This is a genomic window from Acinetobacter sp. ESBL14 (assembly GCF_036668815.1).
Taxonomy (GTDB): Bacteria; Pseudomonadota; Gammaproteobacteria; order Pseudomonadales; family Moraxellaceae; genus Acinetobacter; species Acinetobacter gyllenbergii.
Genome location: NZ_JAZEVS010000005.1, coordinates 76,487 through 100,416 on the forward strand (window position 1 = coordinate 76,487; position 23,930 = coordinate 100,416).

General features: G+C 42.1%; 23 protein-coding genes, 2 tRNA genes and 1 riboswitch. Of the genes, 17 read left to right on the forward strand and 8 right to left on the reverse strand.

The annotated features are described in order from the left end of the window. Window positions 1–16: 16 nt before the first annotated feature. The 6 genes from gluQRS to V6E90_RS15525 form a co-directional block, all read right to left on the reverse strand. Window positions 17–925 carry a tRNA glutamyl-Q(34) synthetase GluQRS gene (gluQRS, locus tag V6E90_RS15500; protein ID WP_332605965.1) on the reverse strand — a complete coding sequence of 303 codons (909 nt, stop codon included), beginning with the start codon at window positions 923–925 and terminating at the stop codon, window positions 17–19. Between the two features lie 12 nt (window positions 926–937). Beyond that, window positions 938–1,468 (reverse strand): RNA polymerase-binding protein DksA, encoded by a 531-nt coding sequence (dksA, locus tag V6E90_RS15505; protein WP_004656335.1) that lies wholly within the window; start codon window positions 1,466–1,468, stop codon window positions 938–940. A gap of 459 nt (window positions 1,469–1,927) precedes the next feature. After that, on the reverse strand, window positions 1,928–2,743 hold the full coding sequence (gene cpdA / locus V6E90_RS15510) for a 3',5'-cyclic-AMP phosphodiesterase (protein ID WP_332605852.1): 816 nt from the start codon (window positions 2,741–2,743) through the stop codon (window positions 1,928–1,930). 22 nt (window positions 2,744–2,765) lie between these two features. Continuing rightward, on the reverse strand, window positions 2,766–3,377 hold the full coding sequence (locus V6E90_RS15515; RefSeq protein ID WP_016660503.1) for an NUDIX domain-containing protein: 612 nt from the start codon (window positions 3,375–3,377) through the stop codon (window positions 2,766–2,768). Between the two features lie 75 nt (window positions 3,378–3,452). Continuing rightward, window positions 3,453–5,348 carry a phosphomethylpyrimidine synthase ThiC gene (gene thiC / locus V6E90_RS15520; protein ID WP_016540820.1) on the reverse strand — a complete coding sequence of 632 codons (1,896 nt, stop codon included), beginning with the start codon at window positions 5,346–5,348 and terminating at the stop codon, window positions 3,453–3,455. A gap of 84 nt (window positions 5,349–5,432) precedes the next feature. Further along, a riboswitch (TPP riboswitch) is annotated at window positions 5,433–5,553 on the reverse strand. A 35-nt stretch (window positions 5,554–5,588) separates the two neighbouring features. Continuing rightward, window positions 5,589–6,692 (reverse strand): hypothetical protein, encoded by a 1,104-nt coding sequence (locus V6E90_RS15525; protein ID WP_332605853.1) that lies wholly within the window; start codon window positions 6,690–6,692, stop codon window positions 5,589–5,591. Window positions 6,693–6,843: 151 nt separating this feature from the next. Between V6E90_RS15525 and phoU the strand changes: the two genes are divergently transcribed. Next, window positions 6,844–7,566, forward strand: coding sequence for a phosphate signaling complex protein PhoU (gene phoU / locus V6E90_RS15530; RefSeq protein WP_016540822.1), 723 nt, complete (start codon window positions 6,844–6,846; stop codon window positions 7,564–7,566). Between the two features lie 297 nt (window positions 7,567–7,863). Here phoU and V6E90_RS15535 read toward each other — a convergent pair whose 3' ends face one another. Beyond that, window positions 7,864–8,136, reverse strand: coding sequence for an oxidative damage protection protein (locus tag V6E90_RS15535; RefSeq protein ID WP_016540823.1), 273 nt, complete (start codon window positions 8,134–8,136; stop codon window positions 7,864–7,866). A 9-nt stretch (window positions 8,137–8,145) separates the two neighbouring features. Next, the gene (gene argH / locus V6E90_RS15540; RefSeq protein WP_016540824.1) at window positions 8,146–9,579 is read right to left on the reverse strand and encodes an argininosuccinate lyase; all 1,434 of its coding nucleotides are present in this window, start codon (window positions 9,577–9,579) and stop codon (window positions 8,146–8,148) included. Between argH and V6E90_RS15545 the strand changes: the two genes are divergently transcribed. From V6E90_RS15545 to V6E90_RS15620, 16 genes are all read left to right on the forward strand, one after another. Beyond that, window positions 9,570–10,712: a sensor histidine kinase gene (locus V6E90_RS15545; protein WP_016540825.1), complete on the forward strand. Its 1,143-nt coding sequence runs from the start codon at window positions 9,570–9,572 to the stop codon at window positions 10,710–10,712. The two genes, argH and V6E90_RS15545, sit on opposite strands and share 10 nt — an antisense overlap. Window positions 10,713–10,769: 57 nt before the next feature. Then, window positions 10,770–11,510: a LytR/AlgR family response regulator transcription factor gene (locus V6E90_RS15550; RefSeq protein WP_016540826.1), complete on the forward strand. Its 741-nt coding sequence runs from the start codon at window positions 10,770–10,772 to the stop codon at window positions 11,508–11,510. Window positions 11,511–11,621: 111 nt separating this feature from the next. Further along, a complete protein-coding gene (hemC, locus tag V6E90_RS15555) occupies window positions 11,622–12,539 on the forward strand; it encodes a hydroxymethylbilane synthase (protein ID WP_016660500.1) in 918 nt (305 codons plus the stop codon). Continuing rightward, window positions 12,539–13,315: a uroporphyrinogen-III synthase gene (locus V6E90_RS15560; RefSeq protein WP_332605854.1), complete on the forward strand. Its 777-nt coding sequence runs from the start codon at window positions 12,539–12,541 to the stop codon at window positions 13,313–13,315. Before hemC ends, V6E90_RS15560 begins: the two co-directional genes overlap by 1 nt. After that, window positions 13,312–14,139 carry a hypothetical protein gene (locus V6E90_RS15565; protein WP_065344215.1) on the forward strand — a complete coding sequence of 276 codons (828 nt, stop codon included), beginning with the start codon at window positions 13,312–13,314 and terminating at the stop codon, window positions 14,137–14,139. The genes V6E90_RS15560 and V6E90_RS15565 overlap by 4 nt, the downstream gene beginning before the upstream one ends. A gap of 6 nt (window positions 14,140–14,145) precedes the next feature. Then, on the forward strand, window positions 14,146–15,339 hold the full coding sequence (locus V6E90_RS15570; protein ID WP_332605855.1) for a heme biosynthesis protein HemY: 1,194 nt from the start codon (window positions 14,146–14,148) through the stop codon (window positions 15,337–15,339). Between the two features lie 8 nt (window positions 15,340–15,347). Next, a complete protein-coding gene (locus tag V6E90_RS15575) occupies window positions 15,348–15,779 on the forward strand; it encodes an acyl-CoA thioesterase (RefSeq protein WP_332605856.1) in 432 nt (143 codons plus the stop codon). A 396-nt stretch (window positions 15,780–16,175) separates the two neighbouring features. Then, window positions 16,176–16,502, forward strand: a complete 327-nt coding sequence (locus V6E90_RS15580; protein WP_016540832.1) for an H-NS histone family protein — start codon at window positions 16,176–16,178, stop codon at window positions 16,500–16,502. Between the two features lie 177 nt (window positions 16,503–16,679). After that, a complete protein-coding gene (gspN, locus tag V6E90_RS15585) occupies window positions 16,680–17,423 on the forward strand; it encodes a type II secretion system protein N (RefSeq protein WP_016660499.1) in 744 nt (247 codons plus the stop codon). Next, window positions 17,423–18,262 (forward strand): type II secretion system protein N, encoded by an 840-nt coding sequence (locus V6E90_RS15590; protein WP_016540834.1) that lies wholly within the window; start codon window positions 17,423–17,425, stop codon window positions 18,260–18,262. The genes gspN and V6E90_RS15590 overlap by 1 nt, the downstream gene beginning before the upstream one ends. A 40-nt stretch (window positions 18,263–18,302) precedes the next feature. Then, on the forward strand, window positions 18,303–20,579 hold the full coding sequence (gene gspD, locus V6E90_RS15595; RefSeq protein ID WP_065344218.1) for a type II secretion system secretin GspD: 2,277 nt from the start codon (window positions 18,303–18,305) through the stop codon (window positions 20,577–20,579). 63 nt (window positions 20,580–20,642) lie between these two features. After that, window positions 20,643–21,260, forward strand: coding sequence for an FHA domain-containing protein (locus V6E90_RS15600; protein WP_065344219.1), 618 nt, complete (start codon window positions 20,643–20,645; stop codon window positions 21,258–21,260). Between the two features lie 70 nt (window positions 21,261–21,330). Further along, window positions 21,331–22,023, forward strand: a complete 693-nt coding sequence (locus tag V6E90_RS15605; RefSeq protein ID WP_032860606.1) for a phosphoglycolate phosphatase — start codon at window positions 21,331–21,333, stop codon at window positions 22,021–22,023. A gap of 83 nt (window positions 22,024–22,106) precedes the next feature. Then, the gene (gene trpE / locus V6E90_RS15610) at window positions 22,107–23,600 is read left to right on the forward strand and encodes an anthranilate synthase component I (protein ID WP_262757927.1); all 1,494 of its coding nucleotides are present in this window, start codon (window positions 22,107–22,109) and stop codon (window positions 23,598–23,600) included. 99 nt (window positions 23,601–23,699) lie between these two features. After that, window positions 23,700–23,775: transfer RNA gene (locus V6E90_RS15615), tRNA-Thr, on the forward strand. Between the two features lie 54 nt (window positions 23,776–23,829). Then, window positions 23,830–23,913 (forward strand) — tRNA-Tyr (locus tag V6E90_RS15620). Window positions 23,914–23,930 lie beyond the last annotated feature (17 nt).

The following is a 23,930-nucleotide window of genomic DNA, read 5'->3' on the forward strand; positions in this document are numbered from 1 at the left end:
CAGGGCTTTTTATTGCTTATAAATAAGTCCCACTGAGATGAAGCCCCGTTGGGATTAAGTTGATATCCCATTGTTGTACCGCTTGTTGCAGCATAATACGAGGTTGATCCAATTCAACCTTCGCTTGACCTAAAGCCAAGATGGCTTGCTGTAACAGTTTGGGGGCTTGAGTGATATCCAATGCGTGTGCCAGATTCTGTTTAGACAGTTTTTGCCCTTGATCATTCATGGCAAGCGGAAGGTGCATATAGCTTAAGCTGGGATAATCCAGCAAAGAACCTAACCAGATTTGTCGAGCAGTATTATCGAGTAAGTCTGCACCGCGAACCACATGGCTGATCCCTTGCAGATAATCATCTACGACCACGGCCAATTGATAGCTAATAATGCCATCACGACGTTTCAAGACGAAATCACCCAGATCTTGCTGTAAATTAGAACATTGCAAACCTTGCAAGCGATCTTCGAAACAAATCTGTTGATCCGCGACTTTTAGGCGTATCGCTTGATCGGCAAAATCCAGATTTAAATCACGGCAGGTTCCTACATAGATATGATTGGAACCCAACATTTTACGGGTACATTGGCAGGCATAAATTGCATTGCATTGCTTGAGTTGCTCAAGCACCTGTTCATAGATATCGAAACGATCTTTTTGAAAAATAATCTCTGCATCGGGTTCAAATTGAAAGGCATCAATGCAAGAGAGAATATGTGCTTCGCTATTGGGGAAAATACGCGGGATATCAGTATCTTCAATCCGAACCAACCATTGGCCTTGATTGGCCTTGGCATCGCAATAACTGGCCACTGCGGTGAGCAGAGACCCAAAATGCAAGGGGCCGGTTGGCGATGGCGCAAACCGGCCCACATATGAGCAGCGATTAAGCAAAGCATCGCCTTGCTTCGCTTCATGGCTCAACACGGTTGTCAAAAATTAACCGTTGTTTTGCTTTTCTTTGATTTCAGCCAAAGTTTTGCAATCAATACATAAAGTCGCAGTTGGGCGAGCTTCTAAACGACGTAAGCCGATCTCGATACCACAAGTTTCACAGAAACCATAGTCTTCGTTTTGAATGGCTTCAATCGACTGTTCGATTTTACGAATGAGCTTGCGTTCACGGTCACGTGTGCGTAGCTCAATAGCAAACTCTTCTTCTTGCGTCGCGCGGTCATTGACGTCAGGAAGTGCACTTGATTCGTCTTGCATCGTATTTAGGGTACGATCAACTTCAGACATTAACTCCGCTTTCCATGCATTTAAAATTTGGCGGAAATGCTCAAGTTGTCCTTCTGACATGTATTCTTCATTTTTCTTCGGCTGATAAGGCGCAATTCCAAACAGACTAGCAGTTGTACCACCTTCTGAAGCCTTCGGTTTGGTTTTACGTACACGTTTCGCCGATTTCAGATCATCAATCACTTCTGTCGGTTCATCCAAGACTTGATTTTGGTTGTCATTCGCCATATAGGGCATTCCTCATCTTACACGTACTATCTATACGCAAAAAATATGGTGATATGCAAGTGTTTTTATAGAAACCTGAGATGGTTTTTCCCATCAAGGGTCGACATCATATAGAGTTTTTGAGCAAGATGGTAGTCATTCCCGTCCAGATTTTGTGAGAAATCCCCAATGTAATTTGTAATCAAAAGTTTTAGGAACTGCTGCTATTTCAGCCATGCATTGTGTTATAGGCTAAAACAACATAAACAAGGCATGAAATACAGACAATGGCGATTCCTTTGTCAAGTTTCATAACGCAGTTTAGGGATGTTTTAGCCATAACCCTGCGGGGCAGAGAGATTTTTTGCCGCTACGATGTTAGGTTTTGTTTACTGAGAATGACTAAGTTTCACAAAACCTGCCTTGTACCGCCTAAAAAAATATCCTCTGCCACAAGCATCTGTGAAATGTCAGCAGTCCCTAATCATAGCCCAATACTTCTGAACTATTCATTCGTTGTGAAGTGGACAAACGATAGACCTGCGTTTCTATTTCTCCATTGGCTTTGAGACGAATCAAACGGTAGCCTGGATGCTCTTCATCCAATGCAAACTTATCACTTCTCGGCTTGAATTGAATACAGGTTGAGGGGGTTGATAAGAACTCAACGCCTTGCCATGTATTGATCGAATCCTGATGTACATGACCACAGACGATCGCTTTGACATTGGAGAAGGGTTGAATCGTTTCGAGCAAATCAGATGAATTCTTCAGCTTGTGCTGATCAATCCAAGCCGATTGCATGGCAAAAGGGTGATGATGGCAGGCAATAATCACATGGCGATCGTGGTGTTGTGTCAGCAACTGGGTGAGTTGTTGCAATTGCACTTCAGCAATATTGCCATCAATCCGCTTTGGCTGCGCGCTATTCAGCAGGATAATACTCCATTGCCCCAACTCAATTACAGCGGGTTGGGTTTGATCTGCCTCGTGGAATGGAAAATGCGTAACATCGTCATGATTGCCTGGGGTATGAAAAAAGGGGATTCCCAAAGTTTGCATATATTGTACATAGCGTTGATACGTCAAAGGTGTTGGCGATTGTGCTAAATCACCCGTGTGTACAATAAGGTCAATATGAGGATGTTGCTGGCGCATCAAGTCGATTACAGCATGAAAACTTTGCTCAGGTTGCATCCCGACAAATTCTAAATGTGGATACTCGAGCAAATGTGTATCGGTAATCTGTATCATCACAAAATCTTGTTGCGATAATGATGAGACTTGGAAAGTCACCGTCTTTAGCCCCTTCAGATTTTTATCTTTGTTGTATATGTTGAGACAGCCACTGTAATGCCATGATTACAGGTGCGTTTCTCAACCGCCCGTTATTTAATAATGCTTCTAATGCGGAATAATCAAATAGATGAAGCTGAATATTTTCACCTTCATCTGGCATTCCAAAAATACCCCCATCCTTTGGCAAATCAACTTCTGCAACATATAAATGAAAAAATTCAGAACATGCGCCAGCAGAAGGGTAGAAGCTAAATAAATGTTTTAATTCCGTGATCTCACAGCCTGATTCTTCGAGACTCTCACGGCGGATACAGCTTTCAGGAGATTCATCTCCATCAAGTACACCAGCAATCACTTCGAGTTGCCATGGTGAAACTGGATCACTTAATGCACCGATACGAAATTGTTCAATCAGTGCAAAGCGTTGTTGTTGGTCATTATAAAGTAGAACGCCAGCGGCTTCTGGACGATGAACCAATTCACGCTGAATTAAGGGTGAGTAATCTTCTCGATCAAATAATCGATGTTTTAAGCTCACTTTCTCAACTTGAATGAACCCCCGAAATAAAGGCTCTCGAGATTCTATCGTAACGTCGGTTGCTGAGTAGCTGGCGTGGTCAAGAATAGTCATCTTCAATCAGGATGAGATTGTACATATCTCATCCTAACCGAGAATGATTCGCAGGAAAATCTTTTTTTAGTCGATTCACACCTTGTGGTACAATTTTTGACCATGTTCCTGATAAGCGGTTTTCATTGCATTGAGACCTGCTTCAACTTCTGTTTCGGCATCATTTGACTGCTTGGCATTGTGTTGATTTTGCGCATAATCTCGCACATTCTGAGTGATTTTCATGGAACAGAACTTAGGTCCACACATTGAACAGAAGTGTGCTGATTTATGCGCTTCTTTTGGAAGGGTTTCATCATGCATACTGCGTGCTGTATCAGGGTCTAAGCTTAAATTGAATTGATCATCCCAACGGAATTCAAAACGTGCTTTAGATAAAGCATTGTCACGCACTTGTGCACCTGGGTGGCCTTTGGCCAAGTCTGCTGCATGCGCTGCAATTTTGTAGGTGATGATTCCGTCTTTTACATCTTTCTTATTGGGTAAGCCTAGATGCTCTTTTGGCGTGACATAACACAGCATCGCCGTCCCATACCAACCAATCATCGCTGCACCAATTGCAGAAGTAATATGATCATAACCTGGAGCGATATCGGTGGTCAGTGGCCCAAGGGTATAGAATGGTGCTTCTTTACAGACTTCAAGTTGTAGATCCATATTTTCTTTAATCATATGCATTGGCACATGACCAGGACCTTCAATCATCACCTGTACATCATGTTCCCACGCACGATGGGTGAGCTCGCCTAAGGTTTTTAGTTCACTAAACTGTGCTTCATCGTTGGCATCTTGCACACAACCTGGACGTAAGCCATCGCCCAAACTGAAGGATACGTCATAGGCTTTCATGATTTCGCAGATTTCATCAAAATGCGTATACAGGAAGTTTTCTTCATGATGAGCTAAACACCATTGTGCCATGATCGAACCACCGCGAGAGACGATGCCCGTTAAGCGGTTTGCCGTCATTGGCACATAACGCAGTAATACGCCTGCATGAATAGTAAAGTAGTCAACACCTTGTTCGGCTTGTTCAATCAAGGTGTCTTTAAAAATTTCCCAAGTGAGGTCTTCTGCCACACCATCGACTTTTTCCAGTGCTTGGTAGATCGGAACCGTTCCGATCGGCACAGGTGAGTTGCGGATGATCCACTCACGGGTTTCATGGATATTTTTACCAGTTGATAAGTCCATGATGGTGTCCGCTCCCCAACGGGTGGCCCAAGTCATTTTGGCAACTTCTTCATCAATCGATGAACCGAGTGCTGAGTTCCCAATATTGGCATTAATCTTGACCAAGAAATTGCGCCCAATGATCATCGGCTCACATTCAGGATGGTTAATGTTGGCAGGAATAATGGCACGGCCTGCGGCAACTTCTTGACGTACAAACTCAGGCGTAATTTCTCTTAGATTTTGTGCACCAAAGTTTTGACCTGGATGCTGGCGCATATCAACATGTTCAAGCTGACGTTGATTTTCGCGGATGGCAATATATTCCATTTCAGGGGTAATGATGCCCTGTTTGGCATAATGCATTTGCGTAACATTTTTATCTGCTTGCGCACGGCGAGGGTTTTGAATATGCGCAAAGCGGATTTCAGCAGTACGAATATCTTTTAAACGGGCTTGTCCGAACTCAGAACTGAGACCTGACAGCACATCGGTATCTTGGCGCTCTTCAATCCATGCTTGACGCACGGAAGGTAACCCCTTGTTTAAATCAATCTGTATATTCGGATCGGTATATACGCCTGAAGTGTCATAGACCATGACCGGTGGGTTGTGTTCGCCACCTAAGCCTGTTGGGGTTTCAGTCAAGCTGATTTCACGGAAAGGCACTTGGATATCGGGGCGAGAACCTTCAACATAAACCTTGCGTGAAGCAGGTAAAATACGGGTTAAATCTTTAGCGTCTTGCTCATGTTGAGCAGAAATATCGGCAGGGGAAAGATTCGTTAATTGGTTCATGGCATGATCCTTATGTATGGCATTAACGAATCAAGCACGACCAAAAACAATGGCGGATTTATCTCTATGATAAATAAAGGCTAAGTTTTTGCTGGGCTTGATTCCTACGCAGGTTTTAACCTGATCAGGTTCAACGGTACTTGTCTTTAAATTGAATGATTAAGACAATCTCAGCAGTTTGTTAACTGCGCTCCGTCAAGCTAGGCGTTTAGACTAACAGATTTTAAAAAAAATGCTTGTTTAATTGATGTTGTATTGAATACAAATTGCATCCTGATGGCAGTCTCGATAATCGGTACTTTCAAACGGTGATTTTAGTGGTAATAACTCGTGCAATTGTTCACTCGAATTACTTTCAGGGTTGTCTGTGACTGTATTTGCAGTAGTGAGAGCAAACTTTTGCTGGCGCTGCTCTAAAGGCGTGGTTGTGAAGGCTAAGTATTTTTGTGCCACTTCGGCCAAATGACTATGCTTCTGTTTGGCTAAGTGTTGGATCTGTTGTAAGGCTTCTTTGTCTGTCTCTTGATCTGATGCCAGTCCGGTATAAGGGACTGGTGCTGGTGTGTTGTCTGAACCAAAGAAAATTAGAAATGAGTATTCATCCAATAGGCGTTGAGCGTCTTTAGCAAAATAGCTTTGAGGATATTGCTGTAGATATTTTTCCCAAAATAAAGCCCGTTCAATCAACTCTGCCCATGAAGCGTTAATTGCCGCATCAATGTAGAATAAGTCCTGATTATCTTTTGCCATTCGTTGTACAAAGATTTTTTGATCAATAGGTAATGATGGTGCAAAAACGTCCAAAATATATTGAGGTTGGCGACGGTAGTCAATGATACCTTCACCTTGGTCTTGTAGCTCGATATACGCTTGTCCTCGATGTTGCAATAAATACTGATCTCGAGGTGAAAGCTTCTTAAATAGTTCAGGTTTGGCCTGAAAATTTTTGATTTGTTGGATCGATTGCCATGAGGGATCTTGATCCATTAAGCGATATAGATATTCTTCAAGATTCAGAAATTGATCATAGCCTTTCTTGCTTTGATGTCCTTGCATAAAACGCAAATACATATTGCTTGAGTTTTGCAGCCATTGTAATTGTTGAGTATTTTTGACCTGAGAAATGCACTGTTTGAGTTGAGCATTGACTTGGTTTAATGCTTCAATACTGCTGCGCTCATCAATATTTTGCATTGCCTGATTTAAGTTGGTGCAATTCTGTTGAGTGGTGGTTGTTTTATTCGTTTGTTGCTGGGTCTGTTTATCTGTATTAGTCGGTTGTGGCGGTTTTTGGCAGCCGAGTAATAAGGCACTGCTCATCAGGCAAAGAGTAAAAAAACGCATAATAAAATTCTTTGTTGGTGATTGTTATGGCGGTAGGATTATAAAGCGCATGCTATAAAGATGAAATCAACGGATAGGCTGTCATAAAACTTTCATCATTTCTATGTTTTAATCACCAATCATTTTTCCATGTGTCTAGTGGAGGCATACTGTGAGCCCAAGCAATCCTGTGTTAAGTCATCATATTTCTTCACAATTTAATGAAGACTTGCAAGATGTGCATACCAAGTTTATGACCATGGGTGGATTAGTGGAGCAACAAGTTGCCAACGCAATTCATGCTTTATTAGACACAGATGCTAACTTAGCGATTGATGTGCAGTTTAAAGACAATGCGGTCAACCAATTTGAACGCGATATCGATGAAGGTTTAACCTTGATTCTCGCGCGTCGTCATCCTGCTGCGATTGATTTGCGTATGGTGATTGCAATGAGTAAGGCCAATACTGACTTAGAGCGTATTGGTGATGAGGCTGCAAAAATTGCTCGTATTGCACAAACCTTATGTGAAGAGGGTGAGTCGCCACGCGGTTATATGGAAACCCGTCATATTGGTAACCAAGTGCGTGTCATGATTCATGATGCTTTAGATGCATTTGCCCGTTTAGATATCGAGCAAGCGCTTAAAGTCGTGATGGCAGATGTGGATATTGACCGTGAATATCAGTCGGCTACACGTACCTTAATGACCTATATGATTGAAGATCCGCGTCATATCTCACGCGTGATTAATGTGATGTGGGTATTGCGTTCATTGGAGCGTATTGGTGACCATGCACGTAATATCTCAGAACAAGTGATTTATATGGCGAAAGGGACGGATGTACGTCATACCAGTATTGAAGAAATTGAACAACAAGTGCATCAAAAATAATCATGTAAAAATCACATAACTAAAAGCCGCTTTGAATAGGCGGTTTTTTTATGTGTAAAATCTTAGCATAAAAAAATCCCAGACTTCGGGGGAAAAGTCTGGGAGAGAAATTTCATGCGTTACGTGAGATATCAACGTATCTCTTTGTCCTTCTGGATTTAACTATACGGGGTAGGGTGAAAGGTGTCATGTAGACAACTGTGTATACTCTGTAAGGCTTTATTACTTATGTAAATATCACGTAAAAAGAGAGCTGTTTTTCAGCTCTCTTTTTACGGTAGGGTTTGACCAAGCGACTTATTTTTGTTCAGTCCAACCTTCTGCTTTTTCTACGCTTTCATCATTATTGAAGAATTTCTCACGTTGTTCTTCAAGAAACTTTTTCGCATCAGGCTCAAATACATTCAAGCGTTTTTCATTAATCAGCGTGGTTTGGTGTTTTAACCATTCCTGCCATGCCTGTTTTGAAATTGTTTCAAAGAACTCTTGGCCTTTCGGACCAGGGAATGGCGCAAAGTCCAAACCTTCAAGCTCTTGTTTGTATTTACGGCAAAGTACTTGTCTAGTCATCATCAATCCTTAAGCGTATAACTGTTCTAGGCGAGTGTGTGCACGGGCAATTGCAGCTTCAACCTGTTTCGGTGAGGTACCGCCAATATGATCGCGTGCATTGACAGATGCTTCTAAAGTCAGGGCCTTGTCAAATACATCGGCTTCGATCAAATCAGAGAACTGTTGCAGTTGTTGTAGCGTTAGTTCGGATAAGTCTTTTTCTTCTGCGACGCCTAAAGCTACGGCTTTACCAACAATCTCATGTGCATCGCGGAAAGCCACACCTTTTTTGACCAGGTAGTCGGCAAGGTCAGTTGCAGTTGAGAAGCCACGTAACGCTGCTTCACGCATAATCTCAATATTTGGCACAAGGGCAGGAACCATGTCTGCAAAAGCCATGAGTGAACCACGTACGGTATCAATCGCATCAAACAAAGGCTCTTTATCTTCTTGGTTGTCCTTGTTATATGCCAATGGTTGGCCTTTCATTAAGGTCAATAGGCTAATTAAGTCACCAAAGACACGACCTGATTTACCACGAACCAGTTCTGGTACATCAGGATTTTTCTTTTGTGGCATGATTGACGAACCTGTACAGAAGCGGTCTGGAATATTCACAAACTTAAACTGCGCTGAGGTCCATAAAATCAATTCTTCAGACATACGTGATAAATGCATCATGATCAAAGATGCTGCTGCATTAAATTCAATGGCAAAGTCACGATCTGAAACGGCATCTAAAGAGTTTTCTGAAACGGCTTCGAAACCGAGAAGTTCTGCTGTGTAAGCACGATCAATCGGGTAGGTTGTACCTGCCAAAGCTGCTGAGCCGAGTGGCATACGATTGACGCGTTTACGGCAGTCTTGTAAACGTTCAGTATCACGCACTAACATTTCAAACCATGCCAATAAATGATGACCAAAAGTCACAGGCTGAGCCGTTTGTAGATGGGTAAAACCTGGCATAATGGTATTGGTATTGTTGCTTGCCAAACCAAGTAAGCCTTTTTGTAAGCGTAATAATAGACCTAAGATGTCATCAATCTCATCACGCAAATATAAGCGGATATCGGTTGCAACTTGGTCATTACGGCTACGGCCCGTATGTAATTTTTTTCCTGTAATGCCGATTCGTTGAGTCAAACGAGACTCAATGTTCATATGTACGTCTTCTAAATCAATGCGCCATTCAAAGTTGCCTGCCTCAATTTCAGCTTTAATGGTGCTCAAGCCTTGGATAATGTCATCGCGTTCAGCTTCAGTTAAGACACCTACTTTGGCAAGCATGGTGGCATGTGCAATTGAACCTGCAATATCTTGTTTATAAAAACGTTGGTCAAATTGCACAGATGCGGTAAATTCTGCAACAAAAGCATCAGTTGCTTCAGAGAAGCGACCGCCCCACATTCCAGAGGTTTGATTCGGGTTGGCTGAAGAAGAGGATTGAGAAGATGTGGTCATGGCGGCTCAGCAAAATAAAAAAGAGTATAGCAAATCCAAACGCAGTTGCCGAAACTCGACGTAAGAAGTTATCGCAAACTCGTCAGGGGAATCCATCAGGCTCCTATTTTTTTACGAAAATTGGCCAATGGCAATACTTATTGGAATTAATTGTTGCAAGTAATGTCTTAGCGATGGTGCTGGCATTGGCTGAAGCGCGGTCATGGCAAGCCTTGGAGAGCTTTCGTGTACTGCAATATATGGTTTTTATTAATTGGGTAATTTTATCGTTCGCGACAGTTGTTGATTATTTTAAGGATTTTTTTGCTAAGTTTAGTCAGAAAATTGCCTTGATAATGGGCTTTGTGTTGTTACAGCTGATTGTGCTGTTGACGACTTGTGTGATCAATCTGCTTCAATTCTGGGCTGCACGTTCGGGTTCATTTTCGGATGAGATTTTATTTCATGGGACTAGTTTGCATTTAGGCTACGGCGTTTTGCTGGGGGCGTTCTGCTTACGTTATTTATATATGCGTGAGCAATGGATGAACCAGCAGTATAGTGAACTCAATGCGCGGATTCAGGCGATGCAGGCACGGATTCACCCACATTTTTTATTTAATAGTATGAATAGCGTGGTGAGTTTAATTGCGATTGACCCTGAAAAAGCTGAAAATATGTTGATTAATCTGTCACGCTTATTCAGAGCCAGCTTTCAAGAGCTGAAACTGGTGAGTCTGGCCGAAGAAATTGAATTATGTCAGCATTATTTAAGTATTGAAAAGATGCGTTTAGGCGCGCGTTTGAATGTAGAATGGAATATACAGGCAACACCGATTGAATTAAAACGGGTGACGATTCCGTTATTGACGTTGCAACCTTTGCTGGAGAATAGTATTTTTCATGGGGTAGAAAAAATTTTACAACCTTCAACCATTAGTGTATTGGTTGAAATATTGCAAAATCAAGTCAGTATAGTCATTACTAACCCTTATTCTCACGATACAATAAAATCGAGACAGGGAAATGGTATTGCGATAGACAATGTGAAGCAGCGCTTGAAAGCTTATTATGGGCAAACGGTTAAGTTTCAGATTTATGGGGGAACGTCGTTATATACGACCGTGGTGAGCTACCACTATCGAGTAAAATAATAAGTCAAGTTAACCATAAAAAATATGGATGAAGTTAACGGTGACAAGGAGGAGAGGATGAGAGTTCTGATTGCTGATGATGAGCCTCTCGCAGTAGAGCGTTTGGCACGTTTAGTGACCCAGATGGGACACGAAGTCATTGCGACAGCGCATCATGGTCAGGATGTGTTAAATCATATAGAAAACGACTCACCCGATGTCGTTTTATTAGATATTCAAATGCCAGGGATGAATGGTTTGGAATGTGCTGAACAACTCAGCCAGCTTAATCCACGTCCTGCGATTATTTTTTGCACGGCATATGATCAACATGCATTGGAAGCATTTAAATTTCAAGCACAAGGATATTTACTTAAACCTGTTGCACAACAAGATTTACAGCAGGTATTTAACCATTTAACTCAACTCACACAAGCACAAATGACGGGTTTACAACAACAAGACGATATGTACGATACCAAAGCACAACGCCATCAAATTGCTGCGAAAACTTATCGCGGAGTGGAACTGATTCCCTTGGAAAATGTTTATTATTTTTTAGCAGATCAGAAATATGTCACTGTTCGCCATAAAAATGGCAGTGTACTGATTGATGAAACACTTAAAGATCTGGAACTGGAATTTGCCGATCGCTTTATCCGCATTCATCGTAATGCACTGGTCTCGCTCGACTATCTTGAAGGCTTAGAGTTGGTGACTGCGGGACAATATCAGGTGCGGTTACGTGAGTTGGATGAGCGTTTGTCGGTCAGTCGCCGACACTTGCCGAGTTTAAGAGAATGTATGCATCAATTATAAAACCAAACTTTTCGGCTGAATGATTGATCACTTTGTGATTTTTTACTTGCAATTTCAGGTGAGCAAGTTAAGTTTGGAACAATTGCTTTGATCAATACCTCACTTGAATTTATGAAAACCTTAAAAATTGCGACTCGACAAAGCCCGCTTGCACTCTGGCAGGCGGAACATATTCGTTCTCGTTTAAATGCGCTTTATCCAGATTTAACGGTTGAATTACTTAAGTTCGTAACGCAAGGCGACAAGATTCTGGATACCCCTCTGGCAAAAATTGGTGGTAAAGGTTTATTTGTAAAAGAGTTGGAAGCAGCACTGTTGGATGGGCGTGCTGATTTGGCGGTACACTCGATGAAAGATGTACCCATGCATTTGCCTGAAGGTTTGAGTTTGGCAGTCATTTGCGAGCGTGAAGATCCTTTGGATGCTTTTGTTTCAAATCACTACTCCCATTTTGACGAGTTACCGCAAGGTGCCAAAGTGGGTACATCGAGCTTGCGCCGTAAATGCCAGATTTTACAGCAACGTCCAGATTTAGAGATTATTGATTTACGCGGTAATGTCGGGACACGTTTATCCAAGTTGGATGATGGTTTGTATGATGCCATTATTTTAGCCAGCGCAGGCCTAAAACGTTTAGGTTTGGCTGATCGTATTCGCCATTGTTTGGCGCCCGTATTGAGCTTGCCTGCGGTGGGTCAAGGTGCACTTGGTCTAGAGTGCCGTAGCGATGATGTCGAATTATTAAAATTGATTCAGCCACTGCAACACGAAGAAACTTCGATTTGTGTCCGTGCAGAACGTGCGTTCAATGCTTATCTGGAAGGGGGCTGCCAAGTGCCGATTGCAGGTTATGCAACCTTGACGAATGATCAACTGCACATAGAAGGTCGTGTCGGTAGTGTTGATGGTCAGACCTTACTCAAAGAACAATTGGTCGGTGCAACAGTCGATGCTGAACAATTGGGTGAACAGCTCGCACAGCGCCTGTTAGAACAAGGTGCAGGTGAATTGCTCAAAGCGTTGTATTAATGCTGTTTATTAATACACGTCCTGATGACCGTGCCTCTGCTTTAACACAAGCATTAAGTGAAGTGGGTTATCAGGTCGAAGCACTACCTTTGCTTGAGTTGGTTGCAGAACCTTTTTCTTATGTTCTGCAACAACTTTATTTAGAATTGAAACAGGTTCAAGCAATTGTGGTGGTGAGTCCAACCGCTGTTGATGTTGGGATGCGTTATTTACGGCAAGCAGGTTTGCAACTTGATCAGCTGCAGCATATTCAATGGATTGCTGTGGGACAGACTACAGCACACGCTTTAGCAAAATACAGCATAGACAGTTGGGTGCCTGAGGTGGAAACTTCGGAAGGAATGCTGCAACTGCCGATTTTAAAACAACACAAAGATCTAAAGAAAATCGCATTTTGGCGAGGCTTAGGGGGTCGACAGTTTATGATGCAGCAATTGCAGCAACACGGTGTCGAGATCCTGAATTTTGTGCTCTATCATCGTCAATGCCCTAAGCAGAGTGTGATTGCATTTCCTGAAATTGTAAAAAAAATAAGTTTAAATCAGCCTGTTGCAGTGTTGATCAGTAGTGAAGCGAGTTGGAATTATTGGCAGCAATTCTGCAAACAATCTCCGTGTACAGCTGCGTGGGTTTATCTGGTTTTGGGCTCACGTTTGGCTCAGCTTGTAGAAACGGCCCAATCGCAAACGGCGAAAGGATTTAACATTATTCAGCTTGAAAATTTATCCGCATCAGAGATCATTCATCGCATGAGTGACTGGAAAGGACATGTATGAGAAAAATTGGTTATCTAATATTAGGATTGAGTTTATTGTGGTTGGCTAAACTCAGTTACGATGTTGCGCAATATTCTCAAACGCTACCCCAGTTACAACAGCAGCTCGATCAAACCGAGCAACGCTATGCTCTATTGAATGATCAATTTGTTGCAGTGCAACGCCAGTTGCAAAATAGTAGTGTGATCGAGCCTACAGATAATGTTGCAATACCGACCACGATGACAGGGATCGCCCCGGTTATTTTGGTTAAACAACAAATGCAATTGGTTCAGTTTGCTTTGGATCAACAGCAGTTTATTTATGCATTAGATCAACTAAATCAAGCTCAGCAACATATTGCTCAGTATGCGGTTTCACCAGCGTTGCAGCATAGTCTGATGAAAGCCATTGAACAGGACAAACAAAGCATTCAACAATACGTCCTCAGTCAAACGCAGCAACAGCAGCAACTCGACAATTTGTTGCAGCAGCTGGATCAGAAGATTCAGCAAGAAATCAAAAATCCCAAAATAAGCATGACAAAAAGTGACAGTGGCGCTTGGTGGCATTGGTTTAAGTTGGAAAAGGTACAGCGTAATTCGCCCGATTTGATGAGTCGTAATATTACTTTGAAAGAAGCTCAATTACGTTTATTACTGGCTTCGCAAGCCTTGCAACAAGGACAGTTGGCTGAATATCGAAAATCAAGCTTGGAAGTGATGCAGTTATTGGCTGAATTACCTGATCAGAATAGCCAGCAAATGAAGCAACGTTTAGAGAAAATTTTAAACCTACCTGCGGTACCCACTCCGAAATTAACCACACTGGGTTTGTTGGGATAAGGCATTATGAAACATTTATTGTGGATTTATCTGCTTGCAAGTATGGTGTTGTTCGCCCTGTTTGCCATCTTGAGTTATGGCTATGGGAATGGTTATGTGTATATTTATTGGCGTGATTGGCAGTTTCAGAGTGGAGTTTGGGGGCTGATTGCGCTGTTTATCATCATCAGTTTGCTGGCACAATTTGCTTGGCTATTTGGTAAGCGTTATTTCGCCCGAGAGCAACGTAAAAAAGAAACGATTCTGCATTTTAAAGATCTACATCCTTATGAGCAACTCGGGATTGTTTGGTTATTGGAAGCTGCAAAAGATCAACAAGTGTTTATTGAGCGTGTTTATACTCAGTCGGGGTTGCTCAATCATATTATTGATGCGCAATTTGATTATAAAAATGGTGATTATGAGACTGCATTGCAGAGTTTAGAGAAATCTGCACCGATGGCATTTGAACTGGCTGAATTGCAACGCATTGATATTTATCTTGAGCAGCAGGAAACACAAAAAGCACTCACCCATTTAGAGTTTTTGGCCCAACATCAGCTTTCACCTTGGTTGATTGAAATTGAGACGGCTTATCAGCAACGGATTACTGCGCTTTGGGGTAAACTTGCCTTGCAGGAGCCATGGTTGTTTTTGCAAACAACCCAATATGGTTTGCTTGATGCTGAACACCGTGATCTATGGTTGCAACAATTATTGATTCGGTTTGATCAGGCATCTGTCGATGATCTGGCGGCACTGCAGCAACGCTATCTGTTTTTACAGGATGAAATTCAAACTCGTCCGTACAGTAGTAAAGTGCTCTGGTTGAAACTATTGGCACGTATGCCAGAAATGAGTGTACAGCATGAAGATCTAGCCTTACATTTATTACAAGATCAATTTGATCCAGAAGTGTTTTATCTTTGGTTCCAACAACAATTATTGAAGCAGATTCCAGATTATGCCTATGTTGAGCAGCGCATTATGCAGCTTGAACAGCGTTACACCAGTGTGCCGATGTTAAGCTTTGCAAAATGGCATATTTATGTGGCAACACAGCGACAAGCAGAAGCAGAGCAATTATTAACTTTATATCCAGATAATATTTTAATGAGCTATTTAAGGATTAAATCAACTTTGGGTGATAATCCAGATTTAATCAGGCAGTTAAATTTAATATTTGAAAATGATGTAAATTTTCTTAATTTTAAGATATGAGTGAAAACATGAAAGAATTGTCTGTCTATCCTGTTGTGCTTCAGCAAACCGTTGCTTGGGGGGATATGGATGCGTTTGGTCATGTAAATAATGTTCAGTATTATCGTTATATCGAGAGTGCACGCATCGCTTATTTAATGACGCTGAATATCTTTGATCAGGAGATATTGACGGTCGTTGCATCAAGCCAGTGTAAATACTTGAGTCCTGTATTCTATCCCGATGTGCTGCATATTGGTGCGCGGATTGAGGAGTTAAGAAATAGTGCTTTTCGTATGCATTATGTATTGTGGAGTGAAACACAACAGCAAATCGTGGCAACAGCTGAGGCGGTCATGGTTTGTGTGGATAAGAACACATCAAAGAAATTAAATATTTCTGATGAGATTAGACAGCACATAATTCAGTTAGAACATAGCGTAGGTCATGCTTTAATATAATGTAAATGATTATAAAGACGATTATGTCTATTTTTGTTTGATTATATCATCATTTCATATAATAAGGTTCAAAGCTTTCATTTGTAAGAGATAAGGTATTTGAACCTAAACCCTGAAAAGAAAATTAAAATTTTTTAGATAAAATTAAGAGTAATTTAATATAAATCGGATTGCTTCGGATCCGTGGTCTCGCTTTTATAGAATATGTTTTTATATAACAGGTCTACTTTTTTTGCTTTATTGTAAATAAATTGCCATTTGGGGGGTAAATATACGATTAAGTGCGTTATTCTTATATTGATTAATTAATCATTTATAAATTAATATTGAATCGAATTAAAAATTCATTTTATTTTTGAGTGATATATTTCCCCTATATAAGTTGGAGTGGTTCTAATGAAACCAGATATTAGTGATTTATCTGTAGAAGATTTAAAGCGTTTACAAGCAGAAGCAGAAGCTTTGATTGCAAGTAAAAAAGATCAAGCAGTTGAAGATGCGTATAATCAAATTATCGCGATTGCAGATGCGATTGGTTATAGCGTTGAAGAGTTATTGGAAGTGGGCGAGCAAAAGCGTAAGAAAACTACGCGTAAAGCAGTAGAGCCACGCTACCGTAACAAGAGCAATGCTGAAGAAACTTGGACTGGTCGTGGTAAGCAACCACGTTGGTTAGTTGCTCAGTTAGAAAAAGGTGCAAAACTTGAAGATTTCTTAATCTAAGCAAGTTTTAAAGTCATCGTTTTGTCATACGATGACTTTATCCTTTATTAAAAGCCAGGCTTAAAAAGCTTGGTTTTTTTATATCAGAGAATTGGCGATGTTGAAAAAGTATGCATAATGTCATTCAGGGGGCGATTGTCTCAAAAAGGATGATATTTGCATGTTGGTAAGGGTGGAATGAAGAAAAAAACCAAGCAATGGAGATGGTGGGTATTCGCCATTTTTGCATTTTTAATTTTTATTATTTTACAAATTCCAGCAACATGGTTAATTGCGAAATTTTCAAAAGATAATCAAATATTACATAATGTCAGCGGTAACATTTGGCAGGGGCAAGCAGACTGGCAACGTGGTCAATTGCGCGGTTCAGTGCATTGGAAAACTCGCCCTCTGGATTTGCTATTACTGCGCGTTGGTGCAGATCTGGATATTCATAGTGGTAATACCCAGTTCAATGGGGTTTTTGCTTACGGTCTAAGTAAGAAAATCATGATTAAAGACCTGCAAGGGAAAATCTCGCCTGAAACATTAAAATATTTTGCCAACTGGCAGTGGCCTGAAAACTCAATCCAACTGAAAGACGTACAATTGAATTACCAAAAAGAAAAAGGCTTTAGCGCGGTAGAAGGACAATTGAATTGGGGCGGTGGTGCGTTGGCCTATACTTTTGGTCAGCGACAAGATCGTATGAATATGCCGTCTTTAGTGGCTGAACTTAAAGATGAAAACGGGCAATTACAAATAGATGTCCGTGATCAACGTAGCCAGAAAATGGCGAATCTGAGCTTAGATGCAAGTCTGATGCTGGATGTACAACTCACCCAGCGGATGTTGTTAAACATTCCCTCTTATGAAGGTAAAGCTGGCTTAGACACCTATGTGATCAGTTCGCGGCAACCCTTGTTGCAAGGTGGTTTCTAATGAAAGCAATCACTGAAAAAATGCAACAATTGCGTTGGCAAAAACTGGATAAGCTCAGTGGTCTGGTTTTAGTACTCCTGATTTTGTGGTTATGTTGGAAATTGGCTTCACTGTTCTGGTGGGTGGTTGCGCCACCACAACCGATGCAGTTTGACCGAGTGGAGTTGGGCTCGCAGCAAGCCCAAGTTCCCAATATCAGTTCTTTTGCATTATTCAACGAACCAGCAGCAACTTCGGCTGATGATAATGTCAATCTGGAGTTACAAGGTGTGTTGTTGGGACAGCCCAATTATTTATCATCGGCTGTAATTAAGTTGAATGATAGTGCTGAACGATATCGTGTTGGTGAAACCGTGGGATCAACGTCATATCAATTGGCTGAAGTCTATTGGGATCATGTGGTTTTAAAACAGGGCAATGGTGCAACCCGAGAAGTTAAATTTAAGGGTTTGGACAAAGGTCTATATCAGCCAATTGATCCTGTGCTTAACAACAGCAACAATGTACCGCCAGCAGCGGCTGCACCAACTCAGAACTCACCACAATCGGCTTTAGGTCAAGCGATCCAGCAAATGCAGGATAATCGCGAGCAATATCTAAAAAATATGGGAGTCAATGGTGGCGGTGCGGATGGTTATGAAATATCAGACAAGACCCCATCGAATTTAAAAAATACCTTGGGTTTACGTTCGGGTGACCGTATTCTATCGATCAATGGTCAAACCGTCGGGCAGGGGCTCAACGAAGTACAATTATTAGAGCAAGTACGTCGTGAAGGGCATGCCAAAATAGAAATAAAACGTGGTGATCAAGTGATGACCATACAACAAAGTTTTTAGTGATCACACGTCACACATCAGTTAGGAATAAGTGCAGGTTATGGCTTTTTTAAATCATCAACGACCACTTTGGGCATTACTTGCCGCCGCACCTTTGATTGCGTCAGTGAGTACTCATGTGCAAGCACAAACATGGAAGATCAATCTACGTGATGCAGACTTAACCGCATTTATTAATGAAGTTGCGGATATTACTGGGAAGAACTTTGCGGTTGATCCTCGTGTGCGTGGTAATGTGACGGTTATTTCCAATAAGCCTCTGAATAAGGACGAGGTGTATGACCTATTTCTAGGTGTACTCAATGTCAATGGTGTGGTGGCGCTCCCTTCAGGAAACACGGTTAAACTTGTCCCTGACAGTAATGCGAAGAACTCTGGGATTCCTTACGATGCACGTAGCCGTGCGGGTGGTGATCAAATCGTAACGCGAGTGATTTGGCTGCAAAATACCAATCCGAATGACTTGATTCCAGCCCTACGCCCGTTAATGCCGCAATTTGCGCATTTGGCAGCGGTTGCGGGGACCAATGCTTTAATCGTTTCTGATCGTGCAACCAATATTTATCAGCTTGAAAATATCGTGCGTAATTTAGATGGCACGGGTCAAAATGACATTGAAGCGATTAGCTTGCAGTCGAGCCAGGCTGAAGAAGTGATTGGTTTGTTGGAGACCATGAGTGCTACTGGTGCTTCAAAAGATTTTATCGGTTCACGGGTGCGTATCATTGCCGATAATCGAACCAATCGGATTTTAATCAAAGGTGACCCAGATTCACGTAAACGTTTGCGTCAAATGATTGAAATGCTGGATGTGCCATCAGCAGATCGTTTGGGTGGTCTTAAAGTCTATCGTTTGAAATATGCGAGCGCAAAAAACTTAGCTGAGATTTTACAAGGCTTAGTAACAGGACAATCGGCCTCTACGTCATCGTCAACATCGAATAGTAATAACCGATCTAATTCGATGAGTAATCTGATCTCGAATAATCAAAACTCAAGCTCGACAACAGGATCATCGTCGTCGTCTGTTTCTACTCCTTCGATTAATTTAAACAGCAATTCCAACAATAGCCAAAATTCAAGTATTACCAGTTTTAATCAAGGTGGAGTCAGTATTATTGCTGATCCTGCGCAAAATGCCTTGGTCGTAAAAGCTGATCCACAGTTGATGCGAGAAATAGATGCGGCAATTCAGCAATTAGATACTCGCCGTCAGCAGGTATTAATCGAAGCTGCGATTATGGAGGTGACGGGTGATGATGCCGATCAACTTGGCGTTCAGTGGGCTTTAGGTGATCTCACTAGTGGCATTGGCTTGCTTAGTTTTAGTAATGTAGGCGCAAGCCTGTCTAAAATTGCGGCAGGTTATTTAACTGGTGGGTCAGCAGGCGCGGCGGGTGTGCTTGGGAGTACAAATGGAGGCACTGGCAGTGGAGCAAGTTTTGCTGTTGGTGACTTCAGTAATCCGCGACGTGCGTATGGTGCTTTGATTCAAGCTTTAAAAACCAATACCAAGTCCAATTTATTGTCATCTCCGTCAATTGTAACCATGGATAACGAAGAGGCCTATATTGTTGTTGGCCAAAACGTACCTTTTGTCACGGGTTCAGTAGCAACGACCGGAAATAGTACGGTAAATCCTTATACTACGGTTGAGCGTAAAGATGTTGGGGTGACCTTAAAAGTAATTCCACATATTGGTGAGGGTGGGTCTGTACGTTTAGAGGTTGAACAAGAAGTTTCGAATGTCCAAAGCAATAAAGGTCAAGCCGCGGATTTGGTGACCAGTAAACGTGCGATTAAAACCTCAGTTTTGGCTGATCATGGACAAACGGTCGTTTTAGGTGGCTTGATTTCAGATGATACGGAACTGTCTCGCCAGAGCCTTCCATTGTTGGGTGATATCCCTTATTTAGGTCGTCTATTTAGTTCAAATACAAAAAGTAATGTAAAACGTAATCTTTTAGTTTTCATACATCCCACAATTGTAGGGGATGCTGATGATGTACGCCGTATTTCTCAACAGCGTTATAACCAGCTCTATAGTTTGCAACTTTCAATGGACAAAAATGGTAACTTTGCCAAACTACCTGAGAATGTTGAGGATATTTATAATCGACAAGCAGTGGCGACAAATTCACCGTATCAAAAAGTACCCACAGCAACCCAAGCGAATAAAACGGTTGTGGTGACTACACCTGTTGCAGTTGAAGCGCCTCAAGTACAACAAAAAACGGTACAACTTCCTGTGAAAGAAACAGAGCGTAGTAAAAACACGGTAACCACCACCACGATTCGACCAGCGTCTTCACAGTAGATGCACAGAAGCGCTTATGTCACAATGCTATGATTGCAAGAAATTCTATAAGGATATGCATCTATGACTTGGAAATTACAAGCCATTACAGGTGAATTTACGGGGCAAGAACTGAGTATCGAGCGTGACATGTTGGTGGGAAGACATCAAGATGCCGATATTTTGTTGCAGTCAGCAGATATTTCACGTCGTCACGCGGCGTTATTGTTAAAAGATCAGCAGCTTTGGGTGCAAGACCTGAATTCATCAAACGGTACATTTATTAATGATGCGCGTGTTGAGCAGGAAACAGAATTGCACGATGGCGATATCTTGCAGTTTGCCAGTTTTGTCTTTTCAGTACTTGCGCCAGCGCTATCTGAAGCTGAATTGCCAGAAATCGAGATTGAACCTGTAGCGTCAAATTCTACAGATCAAGGTATGCCAAGTATTGCTGAACGTGCAGTTGAGACGCCGATCACACGTGATGGAATGCCACAGCAAGTGGCGATACCAAAGCCAGCACCGATTCCTGAGGGAATCAATGTACAGGCAGCGCCAGAGCCGCAACCTGTTGCAATTGAAGAACCTATTTCGCGTGTTACTGCGGAAAAAGAGCAACAGAAGAATGCTTCGGTTGGCCTCATTTCTATTATTGTATTGATCATTCTGGCGGTGATTGCTTGGCTGTTCTTTAAATAATCGGGCGAAGCTTTTACAATCAAGGCATGCCCACGTGGGTATGCCTTTTTCATTTCTTGAGTCGAAAGATATGTCCGTTGCTCAGTTACACAACCGTAGTTTAGTCTTATTTGATCTGGATGGGACACTGGTCGATTCCGCTGCTGATTTATATCGAGCGATGAACCTGAGTTTAGAAAAATTGGGTTTGGCGAAGGTAACCGAGGCGCAAGTTCGGGTCTGGGTGGGAAAAGGTGCAGCCAAACTGTGTGAGGCTGTGCTAGAACATTTGTTTGGGGAAGTAGATGCTCAGCAGCAAGAGCAACTCCTCAGTACATTTGTTGATGTTTATGCGCAGGAGCTCTGTGTAAATACTCAAGTGTATGAGGGGGTTTTACCATTTTTAGATTATTGTCAAACCCATAATATTAGCATGGCATGTGTGACCAATAAGCCTGAACAGCTGGCACAAGGTATTCTTGATCTCTTGGCTTTAAGTCCATATTTTAAAATGGTGATTGGGGGTGATCGTTTGCCTGAACGAAAACCACATCCTTTGCCGTTGCTGCACTGTGTGCAGGCGCAGAATACCACGACTGCGGCAACCTTGATGATTGGTGATTCAAGCAATGATGTTGAAGCAGCTAGACGTGCAGGTATTGATTGTATTGTGGTCAGCTATGGCTATAATCATGGAGAAAGTATTTACGACTGTCAGCCACAGCAAGTGGTCGATAGTTTGGCAGAATTGATAGAAGAAGATTTAGTAAGGAGACAAGCATGAAGATGATTATGGTTTTTCGATGGCGGGCTTGAGACAGCACTAAAGAAAAAACGCACAGAAATTAAAAACCATAGAGAAGATTCATGACGACCTTAGTACAATTTGAGCAATTAAAAGCAGCAGGCTATAACACCATTCCTGTTTATCGCCAGCGTTTGGCCGATACTGAAACCCCACTTTCTGTTTTTGCTCGTTTTAAACAACATAAGCAAGCCTATCTATTTGAGTCTGTTGAAGGTGGTGAGAACTGGGCACGCTATTCAATGATTGGTTTGGGTGAGTCCACCGTTTTTTCCTGCAATGCAGGGGTACTCACCATACAACAGGCGGATGGTACCGTGATTCAGCAGGATTGTGCTGATCCCTTTGACTATATTCGTGAGTTTCAAGGTCAGTTTAAAGTCCCTACGCAAGTTGAATTGCCTGATTTGCCAAGTTTTACTGGAGGATTGGTGGGCTATTTGGGTTATGACGCTGTGCGTTATATTGAACCGAAGCTGAAAAACGTGCCTGCTGCTGATCCTGTAACATTACCAGACCTTTGGTTGATGCTCTCACAAACCGTGATTGTGTTTGATAATTTAAAAGATACCTTATTCCTCATCCATCATGCCGATGCCAACCAAGCTGATGCATATGTGCAGGCTCAGCAAAAGCTGGATCAGTTAGAGCAATTGTTGGCGACACCTGTTAGCTTACAAGCGAAGCCGCACACAGCACCGCATTTTGAATCGATCACAGGCAAAGCAAAATTTCTTGAGACGGTTGAAAAGGTCAAAGAATATATCCGTGCGGGTGATGTGATGCAGGTAGTGCCTGGACAACGTATGGTCTCTGATTTTGATGGTGAAGCGCTGCAAGTGTATCGTGCGCTTCGCCATTTAAATCCATCGCCCTATTTATTCTTGGTGCAAGGGCAAACCCTGACAGACCAAAAGCCCTTTCATATTGTGGGTTCATCACCAGAAATTTTATCTCGTTTAGAAAATGGCATTGCAACGGTACGTCCTTTGGCAGGAACGCGGCCACGTGGTAAAACCAAGGAGGAAGATCTTGCCTTGGAGCAAGATCTATTGGCAGATGAAAAAGAGATTGCTGAACATCTAATGCTGATTGATCTGGGGCGTAACGATGTCGGACGTGTATCTAAAATCGGTAAAGTGCAAGTGACTGATCGGATGGTGATCGAGCGTTATTCCCATGTGATGCATATTGTTTCGAATGTACAGGGTGAAGTACGAGATGATGTAGATGCTTTAGATGTGTTTAAAGCAACATTCCCTGCGGGAACGCTTTCAGGTGCACCAAAAATTCGGGCTATGGAAATTATTGATGAGGTTGAGCCTGTTAAGCGGGGTGTATTTGGTGGCGCTGTTGGATATTTAGGCTGGCATGGTGAAATGGACATGTCGATTGCGATTCGTACTTGCGTTATTCGCGATCAAAAGGTCTATGTGCAAGCGGGAGCGGGGCTAGTTGCGGACTCAAATCCTGAATCTGAGTGGAATGAAACCCAAATAAAAGCTCGCGCAGTGATCAAAGCGGTTGAATTATCGTCAAACGGATTGATTTTATGAGTTTTTAGCAGTTTTTTTAAAAAAAGCACTTGCATCGATTCAGAGTTTTGCTAAACTGCACACCGTTCCGATACGAAACGTACGAAACACTTAGAAAGCGCCGGCATAGCTCAGTTGGTAGAGCAACTGACTTGTAATCAGTAGGTCCACAGTTCGAATCCGTGTGCCGGCACCATCTTAAAAGTGTGGTAGTATTAAGTAGAAGAACAGCACTGTGTAAGTGTGATGTGGTGAGATTCCCGAGCGGCCAAAGGGGGCAGACTGTAACTCTGCTACGAAAGTTTCGAAGGTTCGAATCCTTCTCTCACCACCATTTAACTTCGATAGAAG